This window comes from Chelatococcus sp. CO-6 (assembly GCF_001271345.1).
GTDB classification, from domain to species: Bacteria; Pseudomonadota; Alphaproteobacteria; order Rhizobiales; family Beijerinckiaceae; genus Chelatococcus_A; species Chelatococcus_A caeni.
Genome location: NZ_CP012398.1, coordinates 4,001,711 through 4,026,514, shown reverse-complemented (window position 1 = coordinate 4,026,514; position 24,804 = coordinate 4,001,711). Strand labels below are relative to the sequence as shown.

At 69.3% G+C, this 24,804-nt stretch carries 19 protein-coding genes; 13 read left to right on the top strand and 6 right to left on the bottom strand.

The genetic code is table 11. The features are described 5' to 3' along the window. Nucleotides 1–96: 96 nt before the first annotated feature. A complete protein-coding gene (gene glmU / locus AL346_RS18795) occupies nucleotides 97–1,473 on the top strand; it encodes a bifunctional UDP-N-acetylglucosamine diphosphorylase/glucosamine-1-phosphate N-acetyltransferase GlmU (protein ID WP_019404103.1) in 1,377 nt (458 codons plus the stop codon). A gap of 138 nt (nucleotides 1,474–1,611) precedes the next feature. Continuing rightward, the gene (glmS, locus tag AL346_RS18790) at nucleotides 1,612–3,438 is read left to right on the top strand and encodes a glutamine--fructose-6-phosphate transaminase (isomerizing) (protein ID WP_019404102.1); all 1,827 of its coding nucleotides are present in this window, start codon (nucleotides 1,612–1,614) and stop codon (nucleotides 3,436–3,438) included. A 24-nt stretch (nucleotides 3,439–3,462) separates the two neighbouring features. On the opposite strand, the gene AL346_RS18785 is transcribed toward glmS, so the two are convergent. Next, complete coding sequence (locus tag AL346_RS18785; RefSeq protein ID WP_245258946.1) at nucleotides 3,463–3,909, bottom strand: YbaN family protein; 447 nt, start codon at nucleotides 3,907–3,909, stop codon at nucleotides 3,463–3,465. Between the two features lie 153 nt (nucleotides 3,910–4,062). Here AL346_RS18785 and AL346_RS18780 point away from each other — a divergent pair, with 153 nt between their 5' ends. Beyond that, a complete protein-coding gene (locus tag AL346_RS18780; RefSeq protein WP_019404100.1) occupies nucleotides 4,063–4,842 on the top strand; it encodes a DUF502 domain-containing protein in 780 nt (259 codons plus the stop codon). 2 nt (nucleotides 4,843–4,844) lie between these two features. Here AL346_RS18780 and recG read toward each other — a convergent pair whose 3' ends face one another. Further along, the gene (gene recG, locus AL346_RS18775; protein WP_019404099.1) at nucleotides 4,845–6,947 is read right to left on the bottom strand and encodes an ATP-dependent DNA helicase RecG; all 2,103 of its coding nucleotides are present in this window, start codon (nucleotides 6,945–6,947) and stop codon (nucleotides 4,845–4,847) included. 127 nt (nucleotides 6,948–7,074) lie between these two features. Here recG and AL346_RS18770 point away from each other — a divergent pair, with 127 nt between their 5' ends. The 10 genes from AL346_RS18770 (at nucleotide 7,075) to AL346_RS18725 (ending at nucleotide 21,231) form a co-directional block, all read left to right on the top strand. Continuing rightward, nucleotides 7,075–7,371 (top strand): succinate dehydrogenase assembly factor 2, encoded by a 297-nt coding sequence (locus tag AL346_RS18770; protein ID WP_019404098.1) that lies wholly within the window; start codon nucleotides 7,075–7,077, stop codon nucleotides 7,369–7,371. 69 nt (nucleotides 7,372–7,440) lie between these two features. Beyond that, a complete protein-coding gene (gene mfd / locus AL346_RS18765) occupies nucleotides 7,441–10,962 on the top strand; it encodes a transcription-repair coupling factor (RefSeq protein WP_053193948.1) in 3,522 nt (1,173 codons plus the stop codon). 317 nt (nucleotides 10,963–11,279) lie between these two features. Continuing rightward, nucleotides 11,280–12,536, top strand: a complete 1,257-nt coding sequence (locus AL346_RS18760) for an ROK family protein (protein WP_019404096.1) — start codon at nucleotides 11,280–11,282, stop codon at nucleotides 12,534–12,536. After that, nucleotides 12,523–14,055, top strand: a complete 1,533-nt coding sequence (locus tag AL346_RS18755; RefSeq protein ID WP_019404095.1) for a sugar ABC transporter ATP-binding protein — start codon at nucleotides 12,523–12,525, stop codon at nucleotides 14,053–14,055. The genes AL346_RS18760 and AL346_RS18755 overlap by 14 nt, the downstream gene beginning before the upstream one ends. A 71-nt stretch (nucleotides 14,056–14,126) precedes the next feature. After that, a complete protein-coding gene (locus AL346_RS18750) occupies nucleotides 14,127–15,098 on the top strand; it encodes a ribose ABC transporter permease (protein WP_371179660.1) in 972 nt (323 codons plus the stop codon). An 80-nt stretch (nucleotides 15,099–15,178) separates the two neighbouring features. Further along, nucleotides 15,179–16,111 (top strand): ABC transporter substrate-binding protein, encoded by a 933-nt coding sequence (locus AL346_RS18745; protein ID WP_019404093.1) that lies wholly within the window; start codon nucleotides 15,179–15,181, stop codon nucleotides 16,109–16,111. A gap of 64 nt (nucleotides 16,112–16,175) precedes the next feature. Beyond that, nucleotides 16,176–17,132, top strand: a complete 957-nt coding sequence (locus tag AL346_RS18740) for a carbohydrate kinase (protein ID WP_019404092.1) — start codon at nucleotides 16,176–16,178, stop codon at nucleotides 17,130–17,132. Then, nucleotides 17,129–18,610: a glucose-6-phosphate dehydrogenase gene (zwf, locus tag AL346_RS18735; RefSeq protein WP_026015465.1), complete on the top strand. Its 1,482-nt coding sequence runs from the start codon at nucleotides 17,129–17,131 to the stop codon at nucleotides 18,608–18,610. The genes AL346_RS18740 and zwf overlap by 4 nt, the downstream gene beginning before the upstream one ends. A 24-nt stretch (nucleotides 18,611–18,634) precedes the next feature. Beyond that, on the top strand, nucleotides 18,635–20,455 hold the full coding sequence (gene edd / locus AL346_RS18730; protein WP_019404090.1) for a phosphogluconate dehydratase: 1,821 nt from the start codon (nucleotides 18,635–18,637) through the stop codon (nucleotides 20,453–20,455). Between the two features lie 56 nt (nucleotides 20,456–20,511). Continuing rightward, entirely contained in the window at nucleotides 20,512–21,231 is a 720-nt protein-coding gene (locus AL346_RS18725; protein ID WP_082312578.1) for a DUF1003 domain-containing protein, read from the top strand. 55 nt (nucleotides 21,232–21,286) lie between these two features. On the opposite strand, the gene xylB is transcribed toward AL346_RS18725, so the two are convergent. The 4 genes from xylB to AL346_RS18705 form a co-directional block, all read right to left on the bottom strand. Further along, a complete protein-coding gene (gene xylB / locus AL346_RS18720; RefSeq protein ID WP_019404088.1) occupies nucleotides 21,287–22,756 on the bottom strand; it encodes a xylulokinase in 1,470 nt (489 codons plus the stop codon). A gap of 45 nt (nucleotides 22,757–22,801) precedes the next feature. Next, nucleotides 22,802–23,293: a DUF192 domain-containing protein gene (locus AL346_RS18715; protein WP_019404087.1), complete on the bottom strand. Its 492-nt coding sequence runs from the start codon at nucleotides 23,291–23,293 to the stop codon at nucleotides 22,802–22,804. After that, a complete protein-coding gene (locus AL346_RS18710) occupies nucleotides 23,274–23,888 on the bottom strand; it encodes a cold-shock protein (protein ID WP_019404086.1) in 615 nt (204 codons plus the stop codon). The genes AL346_RS18715 and AL346_RS18710 overlap by 20 nt, the downstream gene beginning before the upstream one ends. A gap of 77 nt (nucleotides 23,889–23,965) precedes the next feature. Further along, nucleotides 23,966–24,769 (bottom strand): Sir2 family NAD-dependent protein deacetylase, encoded by an 804-nt coding sequence (locus tag AL346_RS18705; protein ID WP_050996738.1) that lies wholly within the window; start codon nucleotides 24,767–24,769, stop codon nucleotides 23,966–23,968. Between the last annotated feature and the right edge of the window lie 35 nt (nucleotides 24,770–24,804).

The following is a 24,804-nucleotide window of genomic DNA, read 5'->3' as shown; positions in this document are numbered from 1 at the left end:
ACCTTTGACAGTGGCAACGATTTGCGGTCGTAAAGAGGCCGAAATTTGGACGCTGTCCGCTTCCACACAGCGGATGAGACGCGGGAGATGACATTGATGAAGGCATCGGATTCGGCGGCGGCGCGTCGCTGCCTCGTCGTCGTACTGGCCGCGGGCGAGGGCACGCGCATGAAATCGCGCAAGCCCAAGGTCCTTCACGCGCTTGCCGGACGCAGCCTCCTCGCCCATGTGCTCGAGGCCATCTCGGCCGCGGGGGCGGATGCGGTATCCGTCGTCGTCGGCCCCGATCGCGAGGACGTCGCAGCCGAGGCGCGCCGCGTGCGGGCCGATGCGGCGGTGCATGTCCAGGCGGAGCGCCTGGGGACGGCCCATGCCGTGCTCGCGGCGCGCGACGAGATCGCGCAGGGCTATGACGACGTCATCGTGGCCTTTGCCGACACGCCCCTCGTCACCGCCGAGACCTTCGGCCGGCTGCGGGCGGAGCTCGCCCGCGGTGCCGCCGTGGCCGTGCTCGGCTTCGAGGCCGCCGATCCCAACGGTTACGGGCGTCTTATCATCGAAGGCGAGGACCTTCTCGCCATCCGCGAGCACAAGGACGCGAACGACGAGGAGCGGCGCGTCGGCCTGTGCAACGCGGGCCTGATGGCGCTTGCCGGCGGCGAAGCGCTCGCGCTGCTCGACGCGATCGGCCAGGACAATGCCCAGCGGGAGTTCTACCTGACCGACGCGGTGGTGGTGGCGCGGGCGCGGGGCCTCAAGGCCCATGTCGTCGTTGCCGATGAAGCGGAAGTCCAGGGCATCAACGACTGCGTCCAGCTTGCGCAGGCAGAGGCGGCGCTGCAGGCGCAGCTGCGGCTCAGGGCGATGCGCGAAGGAGTGACGCTGCAGGCGCCGGAGACGGTCTTCCTCAGCGCCGACACGCGCCTCGGCCGGGACGTGGTGGTGGAGCCGCACGTCGTCTTCGGGCCGGGCGTGACGGTGGAGGACGGGGTGGTCATCCATGCCTTCTCGCATCTCGAAGGGGCGCGGGTCCGCGCCGGCGCATCCGTCGGCCCCTATGCCCGCCTGCGTCCGGGCGCCGATATCGGCGAGGGCGCGCGGGTCGGCAATTTCGTCGAGGTCAAGAACGCGACGCTCGGGGCCGGCGCCAAGGCCAACCATCTGAGCTATCTCGGCGATGCGACGATCGGCGCCAGGGCGAACATCGGCGCCGGCACCATCACCTGCAACTACGACGGTTTCCGCAAGCACCGCACCGAGGTCGGCGCCGGCGCCTTCGTCGGCTCCAACTCCTCCCTCGTCGCGCCGGTCACCATCGGGGATGGCGCCTTCGTCGGCTCCGGCTCGGTGGTGACGATGGACGTGCCGGCCGATGCGCTCGCCGTCGGCCGCGCGCGGCAGGTCACCAAGGACGGCTGGGCACAGAAATTCCGCGAAACGTTTAGTGGCGCTTCTATCAAAAAGGCCGAATGAGGCGCATGCTCATCTGCGCTCTTACGTCACAAACGGATATCGAACGTGATTTGAGCCTGCGCATCGCGATCGGATACCACGTCGATCCGTCGTGATCGACGATACGACTGTTCTGGCCTTTCGGGGAGTAGACCATCCATGTGCGGCATCGTGGGAATACTCGGGCGGCAGCCGGCCGCCCCGCTCGTGGTGGATGCGCTGAAGCGCCTCGAATACCGCGGCTACGACTCCGCCGGCGTCGCCACGCTGGAGAACGGGCGGCTGGAGCGCTGCCGGGCCGAGGGCAAGCTGCGCAATCTCGAGGACAAGCTGGCGCGCTCGCCGCTGTCCGGCCCCGTCGGCATCGGCCACACCCGCTGGGCGACGCACGGACGGCCCAACGAGACGAACGCGCATCCCCATGCGACGGATCGTCTCGCCGTGGTCCACAACGGCATCATCGAGAATTTCCGCGCGCTCAAGGAAGAGCTGCAGGCCGAGGGCGTCGTCTTCGAGACCGAGACGGACACCGAGGTCGTCGCGCAGCTGGTGACGCGCGAGATGCGGGCGGGCAAGGCGCCGGCCGATGCCGTCGCCGCCGTCCTGCCGCAGCTGCGCGGCGCCTTCGCGCTCGCCTTCGTCTTCGCCGGCGAGGACGACCTTCTCATCGGTGCGCGCCACGGGGCGCCGCTCGCCATCGGCTACGGCGAGGGCGAGATGTATCTGGGCTCCGATGCGCTGGCGCTGGCGCCGCTGACGGACGAGATCTCCTATCTCGACGACGGCGACTGGGCGGTGCTGTCGCACGATGGCGCCGTCATCCGCGACATTTCGGGCAAGGTGGTGCAGCGCGAGCGCCAGCGGTTCTCGCCGGGTGCCTTCATCGCCGACAAGGGCAACCACCGCCATTTCATGGCGAAGGAGATCCACGAGCAGCCGGAGGTCGTCGGCCGCACGGTCGCCCATTATGTCGACCTCGCCGCGGGCCGGGTGCGCATGCCGGCCGAGCTCGCCGTCGATTTCCGCAAGGTGAACCGCATCGTCATCTCGGCCTGCGGCACGGCCTATTACGCCGGGCTCGTCGCGCGCTACTGGTTCGAGCGGCTGGCGCGCCTGCCGGTGGAGATCGACGTCGCCTCCGAGTTCCGCTACCGCGAGATGCCGCTGTTCGAGACGGACGTGGCGCTGTTCATCTCCCAGTCGGGCGAGACCGCCGACACGCTCGCCTCGCTGCGCTATGCCAAGGCGGGCGGCGCCTCGATCCTGTCGGTCGTCAACGTGCCGACCTCGACCATCGCCCGCGAGAGCACGGCCGTGCTGCCGACGCTCGCCGGCCCCGAGATCGGGGTGGCCTCGACCAAGGCCTTCACCTGCCAGCTCGCGGTGCTGCTGGCGCTGGCGATCGCCGCCGGGCGCGCGCGCGGCACCCTGAGCGAACGGGACGAGGAGGGGCTCGTCTCCGCCCTCATCTCGGTGCCGGGCCTCATGGCCGAGGCGCTGAAGAGCGAGGCGGATATCGAGGGCCTGGCGCGTGAATTGTCCAAGGCGCGCGACGTGCTCTATCTCGGGCGCGGCATGGCCTATCCGCTCGCCCTCGAAGGCGCGCTCAAGCTCAAGGAAATCTCCTACATCCATGCCGAGGGCTATGCCGCCGGCGAGCTGAAGCACGGCCCCATCGCCCTCATCGACGAGACGGTGCCGGTCATCGTGCTGGCGCCGAGCGATGCCGTCTTCGAGAAGACCGTGTCGAACATGCAGGAGGTGGCCGCGCGCGGCGGGCGCATCGTCCTCGTCGGCGAGGCGCATGCGGCGCGCGAGGCGGCCGTGGAGACGATGGCGACCGTCGCCATGCCGGCCATGAACCCCATCATCGCGCCGCTGGTCTACGCCATACCGGCCCAGCTGATCGCCTATCACACGGCGCTCTTCATGGGGAAGGACGTGGACCAGCCGCGCAACCTCGCCAAGTCCGTGACCGTCGAATGAGGCCGGTGGGCGGCCGCCCGCCGCTCACAATTCCGCGACAGGCTCAGGCCGCGTGATGATATAGGCCGCCACCGCGATGAAGCAGGCGGCGGCCGCGATGCGGCCCACCATCGGCGCGGCCGAGGCCAGCACGATGCCGTAGCTGACGACGAGGCTGATGCAGGCGATCCACTTCACACGGCGGGGGATGGAGCCGTTGGCGCGCCAGGCGCGGACGGACGGCCCGAGATAGCGGTGCTCGAGCAGCCATTGCTCGAAACGCGGCGAGGACCGGGCAAAGCATGCCGCCGCGAGAATGAGGAAGACCGTGCCCGGCAGGAGCGGCATGACGAGGCCGATGGCTCCGACCGGAACGAAGAGGCAGCCGAGGCCGAGATAGATGAGGCGCGCAGCCGGCGAGCGGGTCGCAATCCGCTGCCCGGCGTCGGTCGCGCCGCCGTGGCGATCCTGATCGGTCCTCCTGCCTTCCACGTGCCGTTCCGATTCGATCTGTCCGAAATGCCTGCGATGATCGGCGTGCTTGCAAGGAAAATGGCAAAGCCCCATCAATTGTGAAAGGGCCTCGCGGCGGGGATGCGGCTGCATGACACGCCCCGGCAAGCCTCATGGAACAGGTTGTATCGCATGGATGACAGGCAGAAGCAGCCGGAGGACGAAAGGTTCGTCCCGACGGCGCATCAAATCGCTCAGGAGGTGGCCGCCGCGTCGGCCGTCCGGCCGCACACGGCCGGCTCCCGGTTGCGCAACTATTTCCTGACCGGCGTGGTCGTCGCCGGGCCGCTCGCCATCACGGCCTATATCGTCACCTGGATCATCAGCCTCATCGACGGCTGGGTGAAGCCGCTCATCCCCGCGGCCTACCTGCCGGACACCTATCTGCCCTTCGCCATCCCGGGCTTCGGCCTCGTCGTGGCCTTCATCGGCCTGACCCTGCTCGGTTTCCTGACGGCCAATCTCGTCGGGCGCTCGCTGCTCAATTTCGGCGAGCGCATCCTGGCGCGCATGCCCGTGGTGCGCAGCCTGTACAAGGGCGTGAAGCAGGTCTTCGAGACGGTGTTCTCGGAGCAGGGCACCTCCTTCCGCTCGGTCGTGCTCATCCCCTATCCGTCGCGCGAGGTGTGGTCGATCGCCTTCCTCTCGACGCCTCCGGCCAGGACCATCGCCGAGCGCCTGCCGGATGCCGGCGACTATGTCGGCGTCTTCATGCCGTGCACGCCCAATCCAACGACGGGCTTCTTCTTCTATCTGCCGCGCAAGGACGTCATCGAAGTCTCCATGACGGTGGAGGAGGCGGCCAAGCTCATCATGTCCGGCGGCGTCATCCAGCCGGACAGTGCCAAGCCGGCGCCGGCGAAGGCACTGCCGGCGCGCAAGCGCAAGGGGCTGGAAGCAGCGCAGCCGTAAGCTCAGCCGGCGCGCAGCAGGCGGATGGCCTCGTCGCGCTCGAAGAGATAGAGCAGCAGCTTCAACGCCTCGCCGCGCGGGCCCGCAAGGCGGGGATCGCGCTCGATGACGAGCCGGGCATCGTCGCGGGCGGCGGCGATCAGGTCGGCGTCGGTCTCGGTGCGCACCAGGCGGAAGTCGGGCGCGCCGGACTGGCGCGTGCCGAGGATCTCGCCCTCGCCGCGCAGCTTCAGGTCCTCCTCGGCGATGCGGAAGCCGTCCTCCGTCTCACGCATGATCCGGAGGCGCGCCTCGGCCACCGGGCCGGGCGGCGCCTTGTAGAGGAGCAGGCAGGTGGAGGCGGCCGCCCCGCGGCCGATGCGCCCGCGCAACTGGTGCAGCTGGGCGAGGCCGAATCGTTCCGCGTGCTCGATGACCATGACGGTCGCCTCGGGCACGTCGACGCCGACCTCGATGACCGTGGTAGCGACGAGGATCTTGAGGTCTCCCGCCGCGAAGCGCGCCATGACGGCGTCCTTCTCCCGGCCGGGCATCTTGCCGTGCAGGAGGCCGACGGCCTCGCTCCCGAAGACCGAGACGAGGCTCGCGTAACGTTCCTCCGCCGCCGCGACGTCGAGCGTCTCCGATTCGGCGACGAGCGGGCAGACCCAATAGACACGCGCGCCGCCGCGGATGGCCCGGCCGGTCGCGCCCACCACCTCGTCGAGCCGCTCCAGCGGCACGGTGCGGGTGTCGATCGGCTTGCGCCCGGCCGGCTTCTCCTTGAGGACCGACACGTCCATGTCGCCGAAATAGGTGAGCACCAGGGTGCGCGGGATGGGGGTCGCCGTCATGACGAGCACGTCGACGGCCGCGCCCTTGGCGCCGAGGGCGAAGCGCTGATGCACGCCGAAGCGGTGCTGCTCGTCGACCACGGCAAGGCCAAGGTCGTGGAAGGCGACGTCTTCCTGAAAGAGCGCATGCGTGCCGACCACGATGTCGAGCCCGCCATCAGCAAGCGCTGCCAGCGTGCGGCGCCGTTCGGCGCCCTTGTCCCGGCCGGTGAGGAGGCCGAGCCGCAGGCCGGCGGCTTCGGCGAGCGGCGCGAGGCGCTCGAAATGCTGGCGGGCGAGGATCTCCGTCGGCGCCATCATCGCGGCCTGCCGGCCAGCCTCGACGGCGCTCGCCATGGCCATCAGGGCAACGGCCGTCTTGCCGGAGCCGACGTCGCCCTGCAGGAGGCGCAGCATGCGCTGCGGCGCGGCGAGGTCGCGGCGGATGTCGGCCACCGCCTGGTCCTGGGAGGCGGTGAGGGCGAAGGGCAGGACCTCGCGCAGGCGGGCGACAAGCCGGCCGTCGCCGACATTCTCCCGCCCCGGCGCGCGGCGCAGGCTCTTGCGCAGGAGCGCGAGGGCGAGCTGGGTCGCGAGCAGTTCGTCATAGGCGAGGCGGCGGCGGGCGGCACTGTCCGGCGCCAAGGCCATGTCCTGCGGGGCGTGCAGGCGCTCGAGCGCGGTGCGGAAATCGGGAAAGTCGTTGCGCGCGAGCCAGCTTTCCTCCTGCCACTCGGGCAGTTCCGGCACGCGGGCCAGGGCGGCGCGGGCGATGCGGTTCACATAGCGCGCCGTCAGGCCCTCGGTGAGGCCGTAGGTCGGCTCCACCACCGGCATGTCGGCAAGGCCGGCGGCATCGACGACGCGGTCGGGGTGGACCATCTGGCGCCGCCCGTCCCACAGCTCGATCTTGCCGGAGACGAAGCGCTCCTCGCCGATGGGCAGCAGCTTGTCGAGGCGCCGCCGGTCGGCGTTGAAGAAGACGAGGGTGACGTCGCCCGTCTCGTCCTCCACGACGACGCGATAGGGCGCGCGCGAGCGGCCGGGCGGCGAGGGCTGATGCGAGACGACCCGGACGGTAAGCGTGACGATCTCGCCGGGCACCGCCTCCGCCACGGTCGGGCGCGCGCGGCGGTCGACGGCGCCATGGGGCAGGTGAAAGAGCAGGTCGAGCACGCGTGCGGACTTGCCCGGTTCGCCGATGAGCCTGTCGAACAGGAGCCGCATGCGCGGGCCGACGCCGGGCAGCGAGGTCACTTCGGCGAAGAGCGGATCGAGGGGCGAGGGGCGCATCGCTGGGGGCTGCTCGAGGCTCGAAAGGGAATCGCGGGCGGGCTGACAGATATCCTGTCGGGCGCTATATACCCGCCCAAGCCCGGCGCGACGACTCTCGCGTGTTCGGCCGCGAAGGAGACAAACCGTGAACGACAACCAGCCGGACGACAGCGACCTCGCCATGCGCCGGCGGCGCATCCTTTATCGCGCCTGGCATCGCGGCATGCGCGAGATGGACCTCATCATGGGCCGCTTCGCCGATGCCCATGTGGCGGAGCTGGACGAAGGGGAGATCGCCGAGTTCGAGCGGCTGATCGAGCTCATCGACAAGGACCTCTTCTCCTGGATCAGCGGCAGCGAGCCGGTGCCGGCCGCCTACGACACACCGCTCTTCCGCCGCATGCGGGACTTCCACGCCGACGGCGCGCCCGCGCGATCCTAAAGCCCGGGAACTTGCGGCGCCCCGGCTGCTTCGGACAGCCGGCAGACACATCCATCATCCAAGAATGCCATGCAGCTCAAACGCGCCATCGAGGCCCTGAAGCGGGCCGAAAGCCTCACCGTCGCGAGCGTGCCCGACGGGCTCGACGCCATCGTCGCGGCCGATCTCGCACGCGCCCTCGCCAAAGGCGAGGAGAGGGCGGCGACGCTCGTGCACGTGGCCCGCGACGGCCAGCGCATGGCGGCGATGGAGACGGCGCTGTCGTTCGTTGCGCCGGAGATCGATGTCCTTTCCTTTCCCGCCTGGGACTGCCAGCCCTACGACCGGGTGTCGCCCAACGCCGCCGTGACCGCGCGGCGCATGACGACGCTCGCCCGGCTCGCCCGCACGCGGGCGGGAGAGGACAAGCCGCGCATCCTGCTCACGACGGTCAACGCCATCCTGCAGCGCGTGCCGCCCATCGCCCGCATCGCCACCGAGACGCTCTCGGCCGCGCCCGGCAATGTCATGGACATGGAGGCGCTCGTCAGCTGGCTCGAGGTCAACGGCTTCCTGCGCACCGGCACCGTGCGTGACACGGGCGAATATGCGGTGCGCGGCGGCATCGTCGACCTCTATGCCCCTGGTATGCCGGAGCCGCTGCGTCTCGACTTCTTCGGCGACACGCTCGAATCGATCCGGGCCTTCGATCCCGAGACGCAGCGCACCACGCACCAGCTGCGCGCGCTCGACCTCGTGCCGATGAGCGAACTGCAGCTCACCACCGAGACCATGCGCCGCTTCCGCCAGGGCTATGTGGCGGCCTTCGGCACGGCGACGCGGGACGACACGCTCTACGAGGCGGTGAGCGAGGGGCGGCGCCATCCCGGCGTCGAGCACTGGCTGCCGTTGTTCCACGACCACCTCGACACGCTGTTCACCTATCTGCCGGGCGTGCCCTTCGTCTTCGACGCGCTCGCCGATGACGCGGCGGGCGAGCGTCTCGCGCAGATCGCCGATTATTACGATGCCCGCAAGGCCGCCCTCGACCAGCCGGTCGTCGGCGGAGCGCCCTATAAGCCGCTGCCGCCGGACGCGCTCTATCTTGGTGCGAGCGAATGGGCCGAACAGGTTGGAAAAGAAGCGATTGTCCGCCTGACGCCCTTTGCCCAGCCGGAGACGAGCGGACGGCTCGTGGTCGATATCGGTGGCCGGCAGGGGCGCAGCTTCGCCGCCGAGCGGGCGGACGAGACGGCGAACGTCTTCGACGTCGCCGTGCGCCACGTGCGCGAGTTGCAGAAGGCGGGCAAGCATGTGGTGCTCGCTGCCTGGTCGGAGGGTTCGCGCGAGCGTCTCGGCCATGTGCTTGCCGACCATGGCCTGACGCAGGCGAAGCCGATTTCGCGTCTCGCCCATGTCTCGGCGCTCGCCCGCAACGAGGCGGCGCTCGTCGTCTGGGGGCTGGAGCACGGCTTCGAGACCGATGACCTCGCCATCGTCGGCGAGCAGGACATCCTCGGCGACCGTCTCGTGCGCGCCAAGCGCAAGGCCAAGCGCGCGCAGGATTTCATCGCCGAAGTCTCCAGCCTCACCGCCGGCGATCTCGTGGTGCACGTCAACCACGGTATCGGCCGATTCGTCGGGCTGAAGACCATCGACGCGGCCGGAGCGCCGCACGACTGCCTCGAGCTGCACTATGCCGGCGGCGACAAGCTGTTCCTGCCGGTGGAGAACATCGAGCTCCTGTCGCGCTACGGCTCGGAGGACACGGAGGCGGTGCTCGACAAGCTCGGCGGCGTCGCCTGGCAGGCGCGCAAGGCCAAGCTCAAGCAGCGCATCCGCGAGATGGCCGGGGCGCTGATCAAGATCGCGGCGGCGCGGGCCCTCAAGGAGGCGCCGCGCATCCAGCCGCCGGAAGGACTCTACGACGAATTCTCGGCGCGCTTTCCCTACGACGAGACGGAGGACCAGCAGAACGCCATCGACGCGGTGCTCGACGATCTCGCCGCCGGGCGGCCGATGGACCGGCTCATCTGCGGCGATGTCGGTTTCGGCAAGACCGAGGTGGCGCTGCGCGCGGCCTTCGCGGTTGCCCTGTCGGGCCGCCAAGTGGCGGTCGTCGTGCCGACGACGCTGCTGGCGCGCCAGCACTACAAGGCCTTCGCCGAACGCTTCCAGGGGCTGCCGGTCCGTATCGCCCAGGCGTCGCGCTTCGTCGCCGCCGGCGAGATGAAGAAGGTCAAGGAGGGGCTCACCGACGGCACCGTCGACATCGTCGTCGGCACCCATGCCCTGCTCGGCAAGGCCATCCGCTTCAAGGACCTCGGCCTCATCATCGTCGACGAGGAGCAGCACTTCGGCGTCGCTCACAAGGAGCGGCTGAAGGAGCTGCGCGCCGAGGTGCACGTGCTGACCCTGTCGGCGACGCCCATTCCGCGCACGCTGCAACTCGCACTCACCGGGGTGCGCGAACTGTCGCTCATCGCGACGCCGCCGGTCGACCGCCTCGCCGTGCGCACCTTCATCACGCCCTTCGATCCGCTCGTCGTGCGCGAGGCGCTGCTACGCGAGCGCTACCGCGGCGGCCAGGCCTTCTACGTCTGCCCGCGCATCGAGGACCTCGCCGAGGTCAAGGCCTTCCTCGACGCCGAGGTGCCGGAGGCGCGCGTCGTCGTCGCCCACGGGCAGATGCCGGCCGGCCAGCTCGAAGACGCCATGACGGCCTTCTACGAGGGCAAGTTCGACATCCTCCTGTCGACGACCATCGTCGAATCGGGCCTCGACATCCCCCGCGCCAACACGCTCATCGTGCACCGGGCGGACATGTTCGGCCTTGCCCAGCTCTATCAGCTGCGCGGGCGCGTCGGCCGCTCGAAGACGCGCGCCTATGCGCTCTTCACCGTGCCGGCCAACCGCACGCTCACCGTGACGGCCGAGCGCCGGCTCAAGGTGCTGCAGTCGCTCGACACGCTCGGGGCCGGCTTCCAGCTCGCCAGCCACGACCTCGACATCCGCGGCGCCGGCAACCTCCTCGGCGAGGAGCAGTCCGGCCACATCAAGGAGGTCGGCTACGAGCTCTACCAGCAGATGCTGGAGGAGGCGGTGGCCCAGCTCAAGGCCGGCGTCACGGACGAGGAGGCCGAAGAGCAGTGGTCGCCGTCGATCACCATCGGCACGCCGGTGATGATCCCGGAGGGCTACGTGCCCGACCTGCAGCTGCGCCTCGGCCTCTACAAGCGCCTGTCGACGCTGGAGCGCGACGACGAGATCGACGCCTTCGGCGCCGAGCTCATCGACCGCTTCGGCCCGCTGCCGGAAGAGGTCGACCAGCTCCTCAAGCTCGTCGCCATCAAGGCCCTGTGCCGGCGCGCCAATGTCGAGAAGGTCGAGGCCGGGCCGAAGGGTCTCATCGTCGCCTTCCGCGACAATTCCTTCGCCAATCCGGAAGGCCTCATCGCCTATGTCGCCGGCGAGGGCACGCTCGCCAAGGTGCGGCCGGACATGCGCATCGTCTTCATCCAGGACATGGACAGCGCCGAGGCGCGCCTGAAGGGCACGGCCCGCGTGCTGCGCGACCTCGTGCGCATCGCCGAACAGCGCAAGGCGGCGTGATTTTCGCAGCCGCAGAAAACCGGGTCGCCGTCATGCCCGCGCCTATCGCGGGCATCCACGCCTTGAGAAGTTAAGCAGCGTCAAAAGCGTGGATGGCCGGGACGAGCCCGGCCATGACCAACTGGGCATAGGCGCAAAGATATCATGGTAATCCATTGTCATATATATAGGTTTTATCGCCTGTGCGGTCATTCCGCCCCGAGGCTCTCACCATCCTTGCACGGCAAACTTGACAGCGGCGGCAGAACGCTCCTTAATAAGTCAACGTGATTTATAAAAAGGTCGCCAAAGCGGCCGGGGAACGACAGGGACGGGCCATGCGTGCCATGCGGGCCGGGCAGGGGACGAATTCCCTGCAGATCCGGCAGTACAACCAGCGTCTCGTCTTGCGCTGCCTGCGCCGTCTCGGCGAAGCGTCCAAGGCGGACCTTGCCCGCGCCGCGGACCTCACCAGCACGGCTGTCGGCCAGATCGTCGATGAACTCGACGCCCTCGGGCTCGTGGAGACCGTCGGCAAGCGCCACCGCGGCCAGCGCGGCCAGCCGGCGACGATTATGCGCCTCAACAGGGCGGGAGCCTACGGCATCGGCGTGCGGCTCGACCGCAGCCGCATCGAGACGGTGCTCGTCGACCTCGGCGGCCACCTCCTTGCCCAGTACACCCACGACATCGACCTGCCGTCGCCGGCCGTGGCGCTCGACATCGTCCAGCGCGACGTGGAGCAATTGCGCGCCTTCTGCACGCCGGAGATGCGCGAGCGCATCACCGGCATCGGCATCGGCCGCCCCTACAATCTCGGCAGCTGGCTGCAGCAGCTCGACCTCGTCGAGGTGCCGTCGCTGCACGAGTGGGACGAGACGGATTTCGCCGGCGAGCTCGCCCGGGCCACGGGCCTCGCCACCGTGGAGGAGAACGACGGCGCCGCGGCGGCCATCGCCGAATTGTTCCATGGGCTCGGCCACGAGGCCGACAACTTCCTCTATCTCTTCATCGGGCCCTGCATCGGCGGCGGCCTTGCCATGGGCGGCGACTACCTGCGCGGCGAGACCGGCAATGCCGCCGACGTCGCGGTGATGCCCGCCGGGCCGAGCCGGCTGCCGTCGGCGCCGCAGGGGCCGCAGACGGACATCCTCCTGACGCGGGCCTCGCTCAATGCCCTCATCCGCCATTTGCGCCACTGCGGCGCGCAGGTGACCGGCCTCGGCGACCTGCCAGGGGCGATGAATGCTCATCCCGACGCGGTCGAGGAATGGATGGACGACTGCGTCGATGCGCTGGCCGGGCCGCTGCTCGCCATGCGCGCCCTGCTCGACATCTCGCTCGTCGCCGTCGACAGCGATCTCGACCGGGTCTGGATCGACCGGCTGATCGCGCGGCTCGAGAAGGCGCTCGCTGCGGGGGTCGCCGAGGCGCGTACGCCGCCGGTCGTGCGGGCCGGGCACTTCGGCCCCTATGCCGGCGCGCTCGGGGCCGCGAGCCTGCCGCTCTTCGTCCATTTCAGCCCGCGCGCGGGCATCCTGACCGGCGAGGCGGCCGTCGGCGTCAAGGGAGGCAGCGAGCATGTCTTCGCCTGAGCCCATCCTCGAGATGCGCGCCATCTCCAAGACCTTCCCCGGCGTCAAGGCGCTCAACGACGTCCAGCTGACGATCTATCCCGGCGAGATCCACGCGCTCATGGGCGAGAACGGCGCCGGCAAGTCGACGCTGATGAAGGTGCTGTCGGGCGCCTATCAGGCGGATCCCGGCGGCGAGATCCGCATCGACGGCGAGCCTGTGGTGATCGACGGCCCGCTCGCCGCCAAGGCCTACGGCATCGCCATCATCTACCAGGAGCTGGCGCTCGCGCCGAACCTGACGGTGGCCGAGAACATCCATCTCGGCATGGAGATCGGCCGCCGCGGCATGATCGACCGCCAGGCGATGGCGGAGGGCTGCGGCGAGATCCTCAAGCGCCTCGGCGCCACCTTCGGCCCGCGCACGCTGGTCGCGGACCTGTCGATCGCCGAGCGCCAGCTCGTCGAGATCGCCCGCGCGGTGCACGCCAAGTCGCGCATCCTCGTCATGGACGAGCCGACCACGGCGCTGTCCTCGCGCGAGACGGACCGGCTGTTCGCGCTCGTGCGCCAGCTGAGGGCCGAGGGGCTCGCCATCATCTACATCTCGCACCGCATGGCCGAGGTCTACGAACTGTCGGACCGGGTCTCGGTGCTGCGCGACGGCACCTATGTCGGCACGCTCGGCCGTGACGAGATCCGGCCCGAGACCATCGTGCGCATGATGGTGGGCCGCGACCTGTCGTCCTTCTACAAGAAGGACCACGTGCCGGGCGTGCGCAACGCGCCGGTGCTCGAGGTGCGTGATGTCGGCGACGGCACGCGCGTCAAGGACTGCTCCTTCACGCTCCATGCGGGCGAGGTGCTCGGCCTTGCCGGCCTCGTCGGCGCGGGGCGCACGGAGCTGGCGCGTCTCGTCTATGGCGCCGACACGCGCACGAGCGGCGAGATCGTCGTCGCCGGCAAGCCGGCCGACATCCGCCGGCCGCAGGACGCCATCGACGCCGGGCTCGTCTATCTGACGGAGGATCGCAAGGCCCAGGGCCTCTTCCTCGACATGACGGTGGCGGAGAACCTCAACCTCGGCGTCATCGGCCGCGACGCCCGGGCCGGCGTCCTCAACCGCGGCAAGGGCAGGTGGCGGGCGGCGCGAGCCATCAAGTCGCTCGCCATCCGCGTCGCGAGCCCGGAGGTGACGGTCGGCTCGCTCTCGGGCGGCAACCAGCAGAAGGTGCTGCTCTCGCGCCTCCTCGAGACGGAGCCCAAGGTGCTCATCCTCGACGAGCCGACGCGTGGCGTCGACATCGGCGCCAAGTCCGAGATCTATCGCATCATCGACCAATTGGCGAAGACCGGCGTCGGCATCCTCGTCATCTCGTCGGAACTGCCCGAGATCGTCGGCATCGCCGACCGCGTCCTCGTCATGCGCGAGGGCGAGATCGCGGGCGAGGTCGGCGGGGAGACCGGCTACGCCATCACCCAGGAAAACATCATCGCGCTCGCAACCGGTGTCGACCGCTCGCTCATGGCGGCCGAATGAGCGACCAGACGAGAGGGAACGTCCCCATGTCCGCAGCCGAAGAAGCCGCGCTCGCCACACATCGGCGCATCATGCTGCAGGGACTGGTGCGCACCGTCGGCATGCTGCCGGTGCTCGTCATCCTGTGCATCCTCATCCACCTGCTCACCATCTACGTCACCGGGGACGGGCGGTTCCTGACGGCGCAGAACCTGTCCATCGTCGCCCAGCAGGCGGCGATCAACACGGTGCTCGCCGCGGGCATGACCTTCGTCATCCTGACGGGCGGCATCGACCTGTCCGTCGGCTCGATCCTCGCCGCCTCGGCCATGGTCGCCGTCATCGCCTCGCAGGATTTCGGCGTCTTCGGCGTGCCGGCCGCCATGGCGACGGGCCTGTTCTTCGGCCTCCTCAACGGGGCGCTCATCGCCTTCGTGCGGTTGCCGCCGTTCATCGTCACGCTCGGCTCGCTGACGGCCGTGCGCGGCATCGCGCGCCTGCTCGGCAACGACACGACGGTGTTCAACCCGGAGCTGCCCTTCGCCTTCATCGGCAACGGCTCGCTCGTCATCATCCCGGGCATCCTCTCGATCCCGTGGCTCGCGGTCATCGCCGTCGCGGTGATCCTCGCCTCCTGGTTCATCCTGCGGCGCACGGTGCTCGGCGTTCACATCTATGCCGTCGGCGGCAATTCCGATGCGGCGCGCCTGTCCGGCATCAAGGTCTGGGCCGTGCTGCTCTTCGTCTATGCCGTCTCCGGCCTGCTCGCCGGCCTCGGCGGGGCGATGTCGGCGGCGCGGCTCTATGCCGCCAACGGCCTGCAGCTCGGCCAGTCCTACGAGCTCGATGCCATCGCCGCCGTGATCCTCGGGGGCACGAGCTTCGTCGGCGGCATCGGCTCTATCTGGGGCACGCTCATCGGCGCGCTGATCATCGCCGTGCTGTCGAACGGCCTCATCCTGCTCGGCGTGTCCGACATCTGGCAGTTCATCATCAAGGGCCTCGTCATCATCGGCGCCGTGGCGCTCGACCGCTTCCGCCTGCAGGGCAGCGCCCGCACCTGACAGGCCGTCCGGCTCATGATCGGCGCCGTACTGGTCCGGCGCCGCGGACGCTCAACGACAGGACCAGGGAGGGAAACATCATGCTGAAACGCGTTCTGCTTGCCGGTGCCGCTCTTGCGCTCGCGACCTCCGTCGCCAGCGCCAAGGACCTCAAGGCGGTCGGCATCACGCTCGGCTCGCTCGGCAACCCGTTCTTCGTCACGCTCGCCAAGGGCGCCGAGGCCAAGGCCAAGGAGATCAACCCGGCCGCACGCGTCACCTCGGTCTCGGCCGACTACGACCTCAACAAGCAGTTCACCCAGATCGACAATTTCATCGCCTCCGGCGTCGATCTCATCCTTCTCAACGCCGTCGATCCCAAGGCCATCGAGCCGGCGGTGAAGAAGGCGCAGGCGGCCGGCATCGTCGTGATGGCGGTGGACGTCGCGGCCTCCGGCGCGGATGCGACGGTGCAGACCAACAACGTCCAGGCCGGCGAGATCGCCTGCCAGTACATCGTCGACAAGCTCGGCGGCAAGGGCGAGGTCATCATCCAGAACGGCCCACAGGTCTCGGCGGTCATCGATCGCGTCAACGGCTGCAAGGCGGTGTTCGAGAAGACGCCGGGCATCAAGGTGCTGTCGTCGGATCAGGACGCCAAAGGCTCGCGCGAGGGCGGCCTCAACGTCATGCAGGGGCACCTCACGCGCTTCCCGAAGATCGATGCCGTCTTCGCCATCAACGACCCGCAGGCGATCGGCACCGATCTCGCCGCCAAGCAGCTGAACCGCACCGGCATCATCATCACCTCGGTCGACGGTGCGCCGGACATCGAGGCTGCCCTCAAGGGCAACACGATGGTCGAGGCCTCCGCCAGCCAGGACCCCTATGCCATGGCGCAGCAGGCGGTCGAGGTCGGCTACGGCATCATGAACGGCAAGAAGCCGGACCAGCCGATGGTGCTGATGCCCTCGACGCTCGTCACGCGCGACAACGTGAAGGACTACAAGGGCTGGTCGGCGCCGCGCAGCTGAGCCGTCCCTCCCGAAGGCGGGCGCCGGCGACCGGCGCCCGCACAACAAGAGGCATGCCAGGGTCATGATTCTCGTTTGCGGCGAGGCGCTCGTCGATCTCTTCATCAAGGCGCGCGGCGCGGGGGGGCTCGATGCCGAAGCCGTCGTCGGCGGCTCGCCCTTCAATGTCGCCGTCGGCCTCGCGCGCCTCGGCTGCCCCGCCGCGTTCTGCGGCGCCATCGCCCGCGATCCGCTCGGCGAGGAACTCGTCGCCACGCTGGTGCGCAACGGCGTCGATGTCGCCCACGTGCGGCGCAGCGACCGGCCGACCACTTTGTCGCTGGCGACGGCGACCCACGACGGCAGCGTGCACTATCGTTTCTATGGCGAGCAGGCGGCGGACCGCGATCTGCCGGCCGAGGCGCTGCCGGACTGCAGCGGCTTCGCCGCCATCGCCGTCGGCTCCTACAGCCTCGGCGTCGAGCCGGTGGGCTCGACCATCGAGACGCTTCTTGCGCGCGAGGGCGCGCGCCGCGTCGTCAGCATCGATCCCAACCTGAGGCCGGACCTCATCGGTGACATGGGTGCCTGGCGGGAGCGCTTCGCCCGGCTCGTCACCCATGCCACCATCGTCAAGGCGAGCGCGGAGGACATCGCCACCGCCTATGGCGAGGCGGCTGATGTCGGCGAGATGGCGGCGTCCTGGCTCGCGGCAGGAGTGAAGCTCGTCGCGGTGACGCGGGGCGAGAAGGGCGCCAGCGCCTATCTCGCCGACGGGGCCGTTCTCCACGTGCCGGCGCGGCCGATCGGGCTCGTCGATGCCGTCGGCGCCGGCGACACCTTCCATGCCGCGCTTCTTGCCTTCCTCGCCGGACGCGGCAAGCTCGACCGGCCGGCCATCGCGACGATCGACCACGAGACCGTCACCGAAGCGCTGCACTATGCGGCGAGCGCCGCCTCGATCACCTGCAGCCGACGCGGCGCCGACCTGCCGTCGCGGCAGGACGTGGAAGCGATTTTGCACGAAAGAACAATGGTATGACGAGCCGTGTTATTCCTGTTTCTCCGTTTGTGCTCGTGGTCTTCGGGGCGACGGGCGATCTCTCCCAGCGCAAGCTGCTGCCGGCGCTCTACCACCGCGACCAGGACGGGCAACTGCCGGACGAGGCGCGGATCGTCGGCACCTCGCGCCGCAGCCTGAGCGATGAAGCGTTTCGCGCGCTGGCGAAGAAGGCGATCGAAGAACATGTCGCGGCGCGCGATATCGAGCCTCTCGCGCTCGAGAGATTCCTCGCCCGGTTGAGCTATGTCGCGGCGGATGCCGGCGGCAAGGAGGGCTGGGACGCTCTCGCCCGTGCCGCCGAGGCCGAGGAGCATTTCGTCCGCGTCTTCTATCTCGCGACGTCGCCCGATCTCTTCGGCCCGATCTGCGAGCATATCGGCACCCACGGCCTCGTCGACGGGCGCTCACGCGTCGTGGTCGAGAAGCCGCTCGGCAAGGACCTTGTCTCGGCGCAGCGGCTCAACGAGGCCATCGGCCGCGTCTTTCCCGAGGAAAGCATCTACCGCATCGACCATTATCTCGGGAAGGAGACCGTCCAGAACCTGATGGCGCTGCGCTTCGCCAATGCGCTGTTCGAGCCGCTGTGGAACGCCGCGCACATCGACCATGTGCAGATCACGGTGGCCGAATCCCTCGGCGTCGAGGGGCGGGCGGGCTATTACGACACCGCCGGCGCCATGCGCGACATGGTACAGAACCACATCCTGCAGCTGCTCTGCCTCGTCGCGATGGAGACGCCGACCTCGATCGCGGCCGACCCCGTCCGCGACGAGAAGCTCAAGGTTCTCAAGGCACTAGTACCGATCGGCCCGCACAATGCCGGCCAGCTCACGGTGCGTGGCCAGTACCGGGCCGGCGCGTCGGCCGGCGGGGCGGTGCCGGGCTATCTCGAAGAGCTCGGCGCCCATGTCAGCAACACGGAGACCTTCGTCGCCCTGAAGGCCGAGATCGCCAACTGGCGCTGGGCCGGCGTGCCGTTCTACCTGCGCACGGGCAAGAGGCTCGCCACGCGGGTGTCGGAGATCGTCGTCACCTTCCGCGCCATTCCCCATTCGGTCTTCGATGCCGGCGCCGGGCCGATCACGCCGAACCGCCTCGTCATCCGGCTGCAGCCGGACGAGGGCGTGAAGCTGTGGCTGATGATCAAGGATCCCGGCCCCGGAGGCATGCGCCTGCAGCACCTGCCGCTCGACATGAGCTTCGCCGAGGCCTTCGGCGTGCGCAATCCGGACGCCTACGAGCGCCTCATCCTCGACGTGGTGCGTGGCAACCAGACGCTGTTCATGCGCCGCGACGAGGTGGAGGCGGCCTGGACCTGGATCGACCCCATCATCGAGACCTGGCAGGAGACGCGCGACGCCCCCAAGTCCTACACGGCGGGCACGTGGGGCCCCTCCGCGTCGATCGCCCTCATCGAGCGCGACGGCCGCACCTGGTACGAAGACGGCGCGCTGTAGCGCAGCGGATCAACGGAGATTGCCATGACCGTTCAGGCGCGGATCGGTGAAGTCACCGAACGCATCGCAAGGCGCAGCCGCGACGCGCGCACGCGCTATCTCGAACGCATCGCCGCCGCGGCCGAGGCCAAACCGCGGCGCGGCCATCTCGGCTGTGCCAATCTCGCGCACGGCTTTGCCGCCTGCGGGCCGCAGGACAAGGAGAGGCTCGCCGGCTCGGACGCGCCGAACCTCGGCATCGTCACCGCCTACAACGACATGCTCTCGGCGCACCAGCCGTTCGAGCGCTTTCCCGAGCTCATCCGCGCCGCCGTGCGCGAGGCGGGCGGCACTGCCCAGGTCGCCGGCGGCGTGCCGGCCATGTGCGACGGCGTCACCCAGGGCGAGGCCGGCATGGAGCTGTCGCTGTTCTCGCGCGACGTCATCGCGCTGTCGACGGCGGTCGCGTTGTCACACCAGATGTTCGATGCCGCCGTCTTCCTCGGCGTCTGCGACAAGATCGTGCCCGGCCTCGTCATCGGCGCCTTGTCCTTCGGCCATCTGCCGGCCGTCTTCGTGCCGGCGGGGCCGATGACCTCGGGCCTCTCCAACGACGACAAGGCCAAGACCCGCCAGCTCTACGCCGAGGGCAAGGTGGGGCGCGACGCGCTGCTCGAATCCGAGATGAAGTCCTATCACGGGCCCGGCACCTGCACCTTCTACGGCACGGCCAATTCCAACCAGATGCTCATGGAGATCATGGGCCTGCACCTGCCGGGCGCGTCCTTCGTCAATCCGAACACCAGCCTGCGCGATGCCCTGACGCAGGCGGCGGCGAAACGCGCCATCGCCATCACGGCGCTCGGCAACGAATATACGCCGGTCGGGCGCATCATCGACGAGAAGGCCGTGGTCAACGGCGTCGTCGGCCTGCACGCGACGGGTGGCTCGACCAACCATACCCTGCATCTCGTCGCCATGGCGGCGGCGGCCGGCATCGCCCTCACCTGGGACGACTTCGCAGACCTCGCGGAGGTGACGCCGCTGCTCGCGCGCGTCTATCCGAACGGCAAGGCGGACGTGAACCATTTCCACGCCGCCGGCGGCATGGGCTTTCTCATCCGCGAGCTCCTCGGCGGCGGCCTGCTGCACCGGGACGTGACCACTGTCTGGGGCACGGGGCTCGACGGCTATCTCGTGGAGCCCGGCCTCGACGAGAACGGCGGCATCGCCTGGCGCGAGGCGGCGAGCGAGAGCGGCAACACCGACATCCTGCGCGGCGTCGGCGAGCCCTTCCAGGCGACCGGCGGGCTCCGGGTGCTGGACGGCCCGCTCGGCCGGGCCGTGATCAAGACCTCGGCCGTGGCGCCCGAGCGGCACGTGATCGAGGCGCCGGCGCGCGTCTTCCACAGCCAGGAGGAACTGCAGGCGGCCTTCAAGGCCGGCACCCTCACGGGCGATTTCGTCGCCGTGGTGCGCTATCAGGGGCCGAAGGCGAACGGCATGCCGGAGCTGCACAAGCTGACGCCGCCGCTCGCGGTGCTGCAGGACCGCGGCCAGCGTGTCGCCCTCGTCACCGACGGGCGCATGTCGGGCGCCTCGGGCAAGGTGCCGGCTGCGATCCACGTCACGCCCGAAGCCGCGGACGGCGGCGCCATCGCGAGGATCCGCGACGGCGACGTCATCCGCGTCGATGCCGTCAGCGGTCGCCTCGACGTCCTGGTCGACGCGAGGGAATTTGCGGCGCGCGCGCCGGTGGAGGCGGACCTGTCGGCCTCGCACGTCGGCGTCGGCCGGGAGCTCTTCGCCGGCTTCCGCCACCTGGTCGGCACGGCGGACAAGGGAGCGGCCATCTTCCCGGCTTGAGATGGCAGGCTGCGCACGGATAGGGTGACGGCAAACGGCTCCCCTGGAGGTGCAGCATGGCCGAGCGCAACGACCGCACGCGTGGGCAGGGCGGCTCTCGGAGGGAACAGCGGGTGTCGAAAAAGTCCGACACCGTGCCGCTGGACGTCGTCAGCCCCCAGCTGCTGCAGCGCGTGCTGCACGAACAGCCGCAGCTCGCCGAGACGGGGGCCATCGACCGGCTGGACCTCGCGCGCCATCGCGCCGGCTATGTCGAGGACCTGCTCAGGCAGGAGCGGGGAGAGCTCTCGGATCTCGACCGGCGCGTCGCCGAGAGCATGACGAGCGAGACCACGCTCGCCGCCAATGTCGAGCACGAATACAGCGGCCAGCGCACGTTCGGCGAGCGGATGGCTGACAATCTGGCACGCTTCGGCGGCAGCTGGACCTTCATCATCGTCTTCAGCATCACGCTCGCCGTCTGGATCACGTTCAATGCGCGATCGGCCGCAGGGCAGGCCTTCGATCCCTATCCCTTCATCCTGCTCAACCTGGTGCTGTCGTGCCTTGCCGCCGTGCAGGCGCCCATCATCATGATGAGCCAGAAGCGGCAGGAGGCGAAGGACCGGCTGCGGTCCCGCAACGACTATCTCATCAATCTCAAGGCCGAGCTCGAGATCCGCCATCTGCACGAGAAGATCGACCATCTCCTCACCCGGCAATGGCAGCGGCTGACGGAGCTGCAGAAACTGCAGATCGAGCTGATGGAAGAGATCAGCACCCTTCGCCGCAAATAGCCGGCCGCGAAGGATATGGTTGAGCTGGATCGTGTAATGCGCTGATAAGTCTTGCTTAATACGTCTGGAATTCGCTCTTCAGCGCCTGATAGAGGTGCTTGAAACGAGCGAAGGCCGGCCGATAGGCCTCGACGAGAACCCGGTCCGGCTCGATCATCTCGGCAATCGGCGGCGTCCGGCACACGGCGGCCGGGTCCTCGCCCGTGGTCGCGATCCGGGCGAGCCGGGCGGCGCCGAAGGCCGGGCCCTTCGCGCCGCCGCTGTAGAGCGTGATGGGACGCTCGAGCGCGCTCGCCATCAGGCGCATCCAGAAACGGCTGCGCGAGCCGCCACCGATCGCGGCGACGGAGGCTGCATGCGTCCCGGCATAGGCAAGGCATTCCTGCGCCTCGGCGAAGGAGAAGGCGACGCCTTCGAGCACCGCCTGGACCATTTCTTCGCGCGTCACGTCCGGCGCGAGGCCGAAGAACACGCCGCGGGCATGCGGGTCGTTGTGCGGCGTGCGCTCGCCCGTGAGATAGGGCAGGAACAGGGGGCGGGCCGGCCGGCCCGAAAAGGCGGCTTCGGTGCGGGCAAGGAGAGCGCCGATATCGTCGGCCCCGAGGATCTTCGCCGCCCAGCCGAGCGCGCTCGCGCCGTTGAGCAGCGCCGCCATCTGGAACCAGCGGCCGGGCAGGGCGTGGCAGAAGGCATGCACATAGGCCTCCGGGTAAGGCCGGAAGCTGTCGGTGGTGACGAAATACTGCCCCGAGGTGCCAAGCGAGAGGAAGGCATCGCCGTCGTTGACGGCGCCGATGCCTATCCCCCCGGCTGCGGCATCGCCCGCGCCGCCGGCGACCGGCAGGCCGGGCGGCAGGCCGAGCGCCCGTGCCGTCTCGGCTCGCAGGCTGCCGGCCGCGGCCGTGCCTTCGACGAGGCGCGGCATGTGCGCCCGCGTGAGGCCGGTCGCGGCGAGGATGTCGTCCGACCAGTCGCGGCGCGCTTCGTCGAGCCACAGCGTGCCGGCCGCGTCCGACATGTCGGTGACCGCCTCGCCCGTGAGCCGAAGCCGAATATAGTCCTTGGGCAGGAGGATCCTGGCCACCCTGCGGAAGGTCTCGGGTTCGTTCGTTGCCAGCCACAGGAGCTTCGGCGCCGTGAAGCCGGGCATGGCCGGCACGCCGGCGATATGGCCGAGCACGGGCAGGCGGCGGGCCAGCGCGGCGCATTCCGCATGGGCGCGACCGTCGTTCCAGAGGATGGCCGGGCGCAGCACATCGCCGGCCGCATCGAGCAGCACCGCCCCATGCATCTGGCCGGACAGGCCGAGGCCGCGCACGGCGGCGAAGGCCCGGGGTGCGGCGCGCCGCAGCCGGCCCACGGCCGTTTCCGTCGCCTGCCACCAGTCCTGCGGGTCCTGCTCGGCCCAGAGCGGGTGCGGACGCGCGATGGCGAGCGCCTCCTCCGCCTCGGCGAGCAGCGCTTCGTTCTCGCCGACCAGAACGGCCTTCACGGCCGATGTGCCGATGTCGATGCCGAGGTACATGCGTTCACCGGGCGCGGAACCGCCCGTCCTCGTCGCTGCAGCGTCCTACCGGCCGGAGAACAGCGGGTGCTCCACCTTGTCCCCGGGCCTTGCGCCGATACGCGCCGCCGTGCCGGCATTGAGCTCCAGCACCGACAGCACGGGCTCACCGGACGGCACGATGCGGGTCGACAGCGGCTCGGTGCGCTGAGCGATGCGCGCAATGGTGCCGTCGGCCCGGATGAACAGCATGTCGAGCGAGATATAGGTGTTCTTCATCCACATCGAGACCGGTGCCGTCTCGCCGAAATCGAAGAGCATGCCACGATCGGCCGGGAGGAACCGGCGGTTCATGAGGCCGACGGCCCGCTCCTCCGGCGTGCGCACGACCTCGACGGCGAAAGCGTGACTGCCGCTCGCCGTGTGGATCGTCAGGTTCTCAAGGGATTGTGCCACCGCGGCCGTGGCCGAGGCGAGCAAGACGACAGCGGCCAGGCCGAACCGAAGGCGCCGCCATGATCTCACCTCGGCACCGGCCTCAATGGGTGGCGGGAGCATGGCCCCCGTCCGCCGGGCGCACCTCTGCCGCCATGAGACCCTTCGGCCCGTTGCCGAAGCGCACGAGCAGCTGCTGGCCGGGCTTCACGTCGGTGATGCCGAAGCGCCGCAGGGTCTCCATATGGATGAAGATGTCCGGGGTGCCTTCCCCGCGCGTGACGAAGCCGAAGCCGCGCAGGCGGTTGAACCACTTCACGGTGACGGTTTCGAGCGCGCTCGTCGGCACGACGGTCACGTGCGTGCGCGGCGGCGGCAATTCGCTCGGATGGAGGGCCGTCGATTCATCCATGGAGATGATGCGCACGGCCTGCAGGCCGCGTGCGCGGCGCGCCACCTCGCAGACCACGCGCGCGCCTTCGCTCGCGGTCTCATAGCCGTCGCGCTTCAGGCAGGTGACGTGCACGAGCACGTCCGGCAGCCCGTTGTCGGGCACGATGAAGCCGAAGCCCTTGGCGACGTCGAACCACTTGATGTGACCGGCGAGCTCGACAACCGGCTCGGCGACCGATTCCAGATCAGCATTGCCCGTCAGGCGCGCTTCATCCGGCGCGCCGACCTTGGGGTCGAAACCATTTGAAGAAAAATCGTCGGACATGAAAACCACCAGCCGAATCGTAGAGAACGATTCCCCAGACAAGGATAACACTCACAGACGCAGCGCAAAGTCAGAATTCATGAATAATTAATGCTCCGCCCGGCGTCGCCGGACAGTTCGGCGAGTCGCATGCAGATTGCGCCGATCTCGCCGTTGAGGACAAGGTCGGCGATCTCATCGAGCGGTGTTGCCTCACGGTTGATGATGACGAGACGCGCCCCGTGCCGCTTCGCCAGCACCGGCAGCCCCGCCGCGGGATGGACCAGCAGCGAGGAGCCGATGGCGATGAAGAGATCGCTGGCGCCCGCCAGCGCCAGGGCCCGCTGCAGCGCCGCCTGCGGCAGGGTTTGGCCGAAGGAGATGGTGGCGGATTTGATGATGCCGCCGCAATGCGGGCAGGCGGGTGGCTGCCCGCTCGTTTCGAAGGCCGGGCGGATCTCCGCCAGCTCCTGCCGCTGCGCACAGTCGAGGCAGGCCGCGTAGGTGCCGTTGCCGTGCAGCTCGATCACCCGGTCCTCCGGCACGCCCGCCGCCTGCTGCAGGCCGTCGATGTTCTGGGTGATGATGGCCGGCGCCTTGCCGGACGCGACGAGACCGGCAAGGAAATGATGCCCACGTCCGGGGGCCGCACCGGCGTAGAGGTCGTCCATGGCGAACTTGCGCCGCCATGCCTCCCGCCGGGCCTCCGCACTCGCCAGGAAGGCGTCGAAGGCAATGGGCTGGTTCGTGAGCCAAGGACTGCCCGGCGACCGGAAATCCGGCACGCCGCTCTCTGTCGAGATCCCCGCGCCGGTGAAGGGCGCGACGACCTCGGCCGAGGCCAGCCATTCGGCCAGCACCTCGAGATCCTCGTCGAGAGCTGCAGGACCAGACGCAGTCATCACCCACGGCCGCATTCACGCACGTGGGTCCATTG